Source organism: Streptomyces sp. NPDC059037, from assembly GCF_042740015.1.
Classification (GTDB): domain Bacteria; phylum Actinomycetota; class Actinomycetes; order Streptomycetales; family Streptomycetaceae; genus Streptomyces.
Genome location: NZ_JBHYIG010000408.1, coordinates 1 through 6,423 on the forward strand (window position 1 = coordinate 1; position 6,423 = coordinate 6,423).

The window sequence follows — 6,423 nt, forward strand, 5'->3', positions numbered from 1 at the left end:
GGGGCGCCCCCGGGGGGGGGGGGGGGCGGGGGGGCGCCCCCCCCCCCCCCCCGCGCCCCGGCCGCGCGCTGGGTGACGCACGTGGCGTGGTGTGCGGTTTCGGTGTCCTCGCTGGCGGCCGCCATCAGCACGGTCACGCCCCGATACCCGGTCGTCCATGCGACGCAGTCGCGCAGCCACGAGACGAGGGCGTCTTCGGGTGAGCTCGACGTCTCGAACTCGCCGCGCCGCCACTTCGGCGCGGCACTCTCCGGCGTCGCCGAAACCGTGCGCCGGGAGGCCGCCGGTGGCCCCACCGGGTGAGCGCGCTCACCGGACGGCGCGGCCACCGCGGCCTCATGGCCGCGCCTACTTCTGCAGGGTGAGGATTTCGGCTCCGTCGTCGGTGATGGCGATGGTGTGCTCGCTGTGTGCCGTACGGCAGCCCGTCGCACTTCGAAGCGTCCACCCGTCGGGATCGGTGATGAGCTGGGCGGTGTCCGCCATGACCCACGGCTCCAGGGCGAGGAGCAGCCCAGGGCGCAGTTTGTATCCACGGCCGGGCCGTCCGGTGTTCGCGACGTGCGGGTCCTGGTGCATCGTCGATCCGATGCCGTGGCCGCCGAACTCGGTGTTGATCCGGTATCCCGCATCGCCGAGGACCGTGCCGATGGCATGGGAGATGTCACCGATACGGGCCCCCGGCCCGGCGGCGGCGATCCCTGCGGCCAGCGCGCGCTCGGTCGCACTGATCAACGCGACGCTCTGCGGCGGCTTCGCCTCGCCCACGATGAAGCTGATGGCGGCGTCCGCGGCGACTCCACCCTTGGAGACGGCGAGGTCGAGGGTCAGCAGATCGCCGTCGGCAAGCGCGTAGTCGTACGGCAGTCCGTGGAGCACGGCGTCGTTGACGGCCGTGCAGATGTAGTGGCCGAACGGGCCGCGCCCGAAGGACGGCGCGTAGTCGACGTAGCAGGACTGCGCCCCAGCCTCGACGATCATCTTCTCGGCCCACCGGTCGATGTCCAGAAGGTTCGTGCCGACCGCGCTACGGCCCTTCAGCGTCTGCAGGATGTCGGCGACCAGGGCGCCGGTGTCTTTCGCCCGGGCCAGCAGGGTGGGGTTCAGGATCTCGATCATGCGGCGCCCTTCTCATGCAACCAATAACTATACCGGTCAAACTATACCGGTACGAGAATGGGGTCACCCGCAGACGTCCGAGGCGCCGCTCGCCGCCTCCCGGCGCTGGGTGGAGTCGCTCAAGCGGCTGATCGACGACGGTCGCCGTTCCGCGTCCGCGTAGGCTCAACACCCGTACACCGTAAAGAAGGTGGAAGGCGGAGCATGACGCGTGACGAGCTGATCCGGCCGGTTCCCGAACTGCTGAAGGAGCACGCCGAGTCGGCGCCCCGGCGTGTCGCGTACGCCGACTCCCGGCGCAGCGTCACCTACTCCGAGCTGGAGCGGCGCACCCGCGCACTGGCGGAGTACCTCACCCGGACCGGACTCCGCAGCGGTGACCGCGTCGCGATCTGCCTCGGCAACTGCGTTGAGATGGTGGAGAGTTGCCTCGCCGTGCTGCGGGCCGGGTTGGTCGGCGTCCCGCTCGACCCGCGGTCCTCCGACACCGAGCTGTCCCACTTCCTTCAGGACAGCGGTGCCGATTTCGTCATCGTGGACGCCACGCGCCTCGCACAACTCCGGCGCCTGGGACCGCCGTACGACCGCTTCGGCGTGCTGGTCACGGGAGCAGATCCGGTGCCGGACGGCGCCCCGCGGTTCGAGAGCGCGGCCGAGAGCGGCGGTGCCGCCGAGAGTGTCGGTGCCCCTGAGAGTGTCGGTGCCGCCGAGATCGACCTGCTGGGGCTCGACGATCCGGCCTGGATGCTCTACACATCCGGCACCACGAACCGGCCCAAGGGCGTGCTGTCCACGCAGCGGGCCGCGCTGTGGTCCGTTGCCGCCTGCTACGCCCCGATCTTCGGCCTCTCGTCCGACGACCGGCTGCTCTGGCCCCTTCCGCTGTTCCACAGTTTCAGCCACTCGCTGGCGATCCTGGGCGTCACGGCCGTGGGCGCGAGCGCCCGAATCGCCGATGTGCTGCTGCCGCCGGACGGTCTGCGACAGGAGCTGCACACGGCGTACGAGGCTGTCGGCGGGCCCTTCACCATGCTGGCCGGCGTGCCCGCCACGTATCACCGGCTTGTCGATTCGGCCGGAGAGGCCCCGCAAGCCCTTCGGGTGTGTGTCGTGGCCGGTGCACCGAGCGGTCCCGCTCTGCGCGCGGCCGTGGAGGAGGCCACGGGGGCACCGTTGCTCGACATGTACGGCAGCACCGAGACCTGCGGCGCGATCACGGCGAACCGTCCCCAAGGGCCCAGGGTCGACGGTTCCTGCGGGCCGCCCGTCCCGGGAGTGGACGTGCGCATCGTCGACCCGAGGAGCGGCGAGGGCGTCCCGGACGGAGCCGAGGGTGAGGTCTGGGTGCGCGGGCCGAACCTGATGACGGGGTACCACGAGCAGCCCGGGGCCACGGCCTCCGCACTGCGGGACGGCTGGTATCGCACCGGCGACCTCGGCCGCCGCGTCGAGCACGGCCACCTCAGACTCACCGGCCGCGTCAGCGAGTTGATCATCCGCGGCGGCGAGAACATCCACCCGACCGAGGTCGAGCAGGCGCTGCTGCAGTGTCCCGGCGTGTCCGACGCCGTGGTGGTGGGGGTGCCGCACGCCGTGCTCGGCGAGGTGCCGGTCGCCTTCGTCGTACCGGGTCCGGACGGGATCGACGCACGGCAGGTGCTCGCCGGGTGCCGTACCCGGCTCGCCGACTACAAAGTGCCGACCGAGATCCACGAGATCGCCGCCGTCCCGCGCACCGCGTCCGGCAAGACCGCCCGCCACAAGCTGGCCGCCCCCGCCCCGCCCGCCTCGGTCACGGCCGACACCGCTCTGCGCGCGCGGCTCGTCGCTCTCTCGCGCGACGAGCAGGAACGCGCACTGCGCAAGACCGTGCGCACCGAGACGGCCGAGGTCTGCCGCTGCGCGCCGGGCGAACTGCCCGACGCGGACGGCACCTTCGCCGATCTCGGCATGACGTCCGTGGGCGCGGTCGAGCTGGTGGACCGGCTCGGTGCGCTGACCGGGGTGAGCCTGCCGGCGACGCTTGTCTTCGACCATCCGACGCCGGCCGACGTGGCCGGGTATCTGCGCGTCGCCCTCTTCGAGGGCGAGCGCATGGAGCACCCGCGGCCGTACAGGGGGCAGGGCCGGAACCACGAGGACGATCCCATCGTGATCGTCGCGATGGGCTGCCGGTATCCCGGTGACGTCAACTCCCCCGAGGACTTATGGGAGTTGGTGGCTCAGGGCAGGGACGCCATATCCGAGTTCCCGGCCGACCGCGGCTGGGATCTGGACGCCCTGTACGACCCCGATCCCGACCGGATCGGCACCTCGTACACCCGACACGGTGGATTCCTGCACGGGGCCGCGGAGTTCGACGCCGGTCTGTTCGGGATCGCACCGCGCGAGGCGCTCGCGATGGACCCGCAGCAGCGGCTGCTCCTGGAGACGTCCTGGGAGGTGTGGGAGCGCGCCGGTATCGACCCGGCCCAGCTGCGCGAGAGCGACACGGGGGTGTTCGTCGGCGTGATGCACGGCGACTACGCCGCCCGCTTCACCCGCCCCCACGAGCTGGAGGCGCACCTGGGCCTGGGCTCGACCGGCAGCGTGGCCTCCGGGCGGATCTCGTACGTGTACGGTCTGCGCGGTCCCGCGATCACGGTCGACACCGCATGCTCCTCCTCCCTGGTGGCGCTGCACTGGGCGGCGCAGGCGCTGCGCTCGGGCGAGTGCTCGATGGCGCTGGCGGGCGGGGTCACGGTCATGTCGACACCCAACCCCTTTCTCGCCTTCAGCCGCCAGCGCGGCCTTTCGCCGGACGGTCGCTGCAAGTCGTTCTCGGCGGCTGCCGACGGCACGGGCTGGGCAGAGGGTGTGGGACTCGTCCTCCTGGAGCGGTTGTCCGATGCGCGGCGGGCCGGTCATCCGGTCCTTGCGGTGCTCCGCGGCTCCGCCGTCAACTCCGACGGCGCGTCCAACGGGCTCACCGCGCCCCACGGTCCCGCACAGCAGCGGCTGATCGCGCGGGCGCTCGCGGACGCGGGGCTGCGCGCCGACGACGTGGACGCGGTGGAGGCCCACGGCACGGGCACCCGGCTCGGCGACCCCATCGAGGCGCAGGCCATTCTGGCGACGTACGGACAAGGCCGCGAGCAGCCGCTGTGGCTCGGATCGGTCAAGTCCAACCTCGGGCACACGCAGGCGGCCGCCGGAGTCGCCGGTGTCATCAAGATGGTGCAGGCGATGCGGCACGGCGAGCTGCCGGGGAGCTTGTACGCCGAATCACCGACACCGCACGTGGACTGGAGCGCGGGCCGGGTGGAGCTCCTGACGGCCGCCCGGCCCTGGCCCGCCTCGGACCGGCCGCGGCGTGCGGGGGTCTCGGCCTTCGGGATCGGGGGGACCAACGCTCACGTGATCCTGGAAGAGCCGCCGCGGAACGAGGCGGCGGTCCGCCAGGAGACACCTGAGACAGCCGCACCGATCCCCGCCCCGGTGCCCGCTCCGATGCCCGCTCCCTGGCTGCTCTCCGCCGCCGATGAATCCGCCCTGCACGCCCAGGCGCGACGGCTGGCGTCCGAACTGGCGGACCGGCAAGACCTGTTGCCCTCCGACGTCGCCCACTCGCTGGCCGTGTCGCGCTCCGCGCTCACCCATCGGGCGATGGTGCCGGCCGGTGACCGGACACAGCTCCTGCACGCGCTGAGCGCACTCGCGCAGGGGCGCCGCGCGCCGGGAGTCGTACAAGGCGTGGCGAACCCGGGGATCCGTACGGCCTTCCTGTTCACCGGGCAGGGGGCACAGCGCCCCCGGATGGGCGCCGAACTACGCGCCGCCTTCCCCGTGTTCGCCGAAGCCTTCGACGAGGTCTGCCACTACTTGGACGACCGCCTCCCCCAGCCGCTCAGCGCGGTGCTGTCCGCCGAACCGGGCTCGCCCCAGGCGGCCCTCGTCCACCGCACGGACTTCACCCAGGCCGGACTCTTCGCCTTCGAGGTGGCGTTGTTCCGGCTGCTTCAGTCGTGGGGTGTGCGAGCCGACCGCCTAGTGGGCCATTCCGTGGGCGAGTTGGCGGCGGCGCACGTCGCCGGCGTACTCGATCTGCCCGACGCCGCGACGCTCGTCGCCGCTCGTGGCCGCCTGATGCAGGCGCTGCCCGACGGCGGCGCGATGGTGGCGCTCGACGCGACCGAGGAGGAAGTCCTCGCGGACATAGTCGAGTTCGGGGACGAGGTGGCCGTCGCATCGGTCAACGGGCCTCGTTCGGTGGTGATCTCGGGTGCGGAGAGCGCGGTGCTGGCGGTCGCGGCAGGCTTCGAGGAGCGCGGCCGCAGGGCCGTACGTCTGCGCGTGAGTCACGCCTTCCACTCACCCCTGGTGGATCCGATGCTCGACGCATTCCTGGACGTCGCCCGGACGTTGACCTTCCGGCCACCGCGCATCCCGGTCGTCTCCACCGTGACGGGCCGACCCGCCGAGGCCGCGGAGCTGTGCTCGCCCGAGTACTGGGCGCGGCACGCACGGCAGCCCGTGCGCTTCGCCGACGCCGTACGCACGCTCGCGGACGACGGAGTCTCGGCGTACCTGGAGCTCGGCCCCGGCCCCGCCCTCACCACGGCGGCCACCGACTGTCTGGGCGATGCGTTCGATGGCGGCTCCGTGCTCGTCGCGACCACCCGCCGCGCTGCGTACGAACCGGAAACGCTCCTGTCAGCGGTGTCGCGGCTGCACGTGGCGGGGGCGGGTGTCGACTGGGCCGCGGTGTACGCGGACTCCGGCGCGCGGCTCGTGGACCTGCCGACGTACGCATTCCAGCGCGGACGGTACTGGCTGGACGCGCCGCGGACGGCCGCCGTCGAAGCTCCGGCGCTGCTGGGCCCCGCCTTCCCGGTACCGGGCACGGACCGGACCGTACTGACCGGCCTTCTGTCCCTCGTGACGCACCCGTGGCTCGCCGACCATCGCGTCGCCGGGAGGGTGATCGCGCCGGCCACGGTCTTCGTGGAGATGGCCGTACGGGCAGCCGACGAGGTGGGCTGCGAGGCGGTCGAAGAGCTCGTGCTGCTGTCGCCACTCGCCCTGTCCGGCTCGGCGGGGGTGCGTGTCCAGGTCGTGGTGGGCGCGGTGGACGACTCAGGTTGTCGGACGGTCGACGTGTACTCGCGGCCGGATGGGCCCGGCGGGTCAGACGAGTTCAACGGGTACGGCGGGTACGGCGGGTCCGACGGGTCCGACGGGTCCGACGGGTCCGACGGGTCCGACGGGTCCGACGGGTCCGACGGGTCCGACGGGTCCGACGCGTCCGACGGGTGCATCGAGACC

2 protein-coding genes and 1 pseudogene are annotated in these 6,423 nt (G+C 72.4%); 1 reads left to right on the forward strand and 2 read right to left on the reverse strand.

All coding sequences use genetic code 11. The annotated features are described in order from the left end of the window. Both ACFWY6_RS43310 and map read right to left on the reverse strand, forming a co-directional pair. Window positions 1–230: pseudogene (locus ACFWY6_RS43310) on the reverse strand (hypothetical protein); the annotation flags it as partial. 118 nt (window positions 231–348) lie between these two features. Next, on the reverse strand, window positions 349–1,119 hold the full coding sequence (gene map, locus ACFWY6_RS43315) for a type I methionyl aminopeptidase (RefSeq protein ID WP_384702784.1): 771 nt from the start codon (window positions 1,117–1,119) through the stop codon (window positions 349–351). A 204-nt stretch (window positions 1,120–1,323) separates the two neighbouring features. On the opposite strand from map, the gene ACFWY6_RS43320 reads away from it, so the two are divergent. Further along, window positions 1,324–6,423: beta-ketoacyl synthase N-terminal-like domain-containing protein (locus ACFWY6_RS43320; protein ID WP_384702787.1), on the forward strand; the 5,100-nt coding region annotated here is incomplete at its 3' end.